Annotated in this window: 1 protein-coding gene; it reads left to right on the top strand. The window is 62.2% G+C overall.

The features are described from left to right. Window positions 1–21: 21 nt before the first annotated feature. The coding region (locus tag ACIGGE_RS17975) for an MFS transporter (RefSeq protein WP_397491370.1) at window positions 22–1,037 on the top strand (1,016 nt) is incomplete at its 3' end.

Raw genomic sequence — 1,037 nt, 5'->3', positions numbered from 1 at the left:
ACACCTGGGAGGAATGTAGAGATGGCACTGGCCCCTGATGTTGCAGCGAGCACGGATCCTGCGGCGGTTGTCGAGGATGGCGAAGGGATCAAGGCGCCGGGTCTCAACTATTTCGTCTTCGGCCTGTTCTTCATCTTCGGCGGCATCACGTCCCTGAACGATGTGATCATCCCCAAGCTGAAGGAGCTGTTCACGCTCAACTACACGCAGGCCATGCTGGTGCAGTTCTGCTTCTTTGCCGCCTATCTCGTGATCGGCATCCCGGGGGCCAAGCTGGTCAAGAAGCTGGGCTACATGCGCGGCGCAGTGGCCGGCCTTTTGACCATGATGGTCGGCTGCCTGATGTTCATTCCCGCCAGCCAGAACGCCACCTACTGGGTGTTCCTGCTTGCCCTGTTCGTCCTTGCCAGCGGCGTGGTGATCGTCCAGGTCGTCGCCAATCCGCTGATCTCGCTGCTGGGGCCGCAAAGCACGGCGCACAGCCGCCTCACCTTTGCCCAGGCCTTCAACTCGCTGGGCACCTGGGTCTTCCCGCTGATCGGCTCGGTCGTCATTCTGGGCAGCCTTGCCAATATCACTGCGGATCAGCTTTCGGGCGCCGAGCTTACCGCCTATCGCCAGGCGGAAAGCGAAGCGATCTGGCAGGGCTATCTGGGTGTTGCCGCCCTCATCGCGCTGGTCGCGCTGGCCGTCTGGCTGTTCCGCAATCGCCTGCAGGGCGAAAAGCACGAGGCATCGAGCGGCTTTGCCGGGCTCGACCTGCTGAAGCGCAGCCGGTTCGGCTTCGGCGCGCTGTGCATCTTCCTCTATGTCGGCGCGGAAGTGTCGATCGGATCGATCATCATCAACTACCTTGCCGAAGATCGCGTGCTGGGCCAGCCGGAAAGCGTGATCGGCTGGATGATCAGCCTCTACTGGGGCGGTGCGATGGTGGGCCGGTTCATCGGCTCCTACTTCCTGCGCCTCTTCTCGCCCGGCAAGATCCTCGCCTTCAACGCGACCGGTTCGATCCTGCTGATCCTGATCAGCGCCAACAG

The organism is Qipengyuania sp. NPDC077410 (assembly GCF_044543405.1).
Lineage (GTDB): Bacteria > Pseudomonadota > Alphaproteobacteria > Sphingomonadales > Sphingomonadaceae > Qipengyuania > Qipengyuania pacifica.
This window is presented reverse-complemented; position numbering and strand designations above follow the sequence as displayed.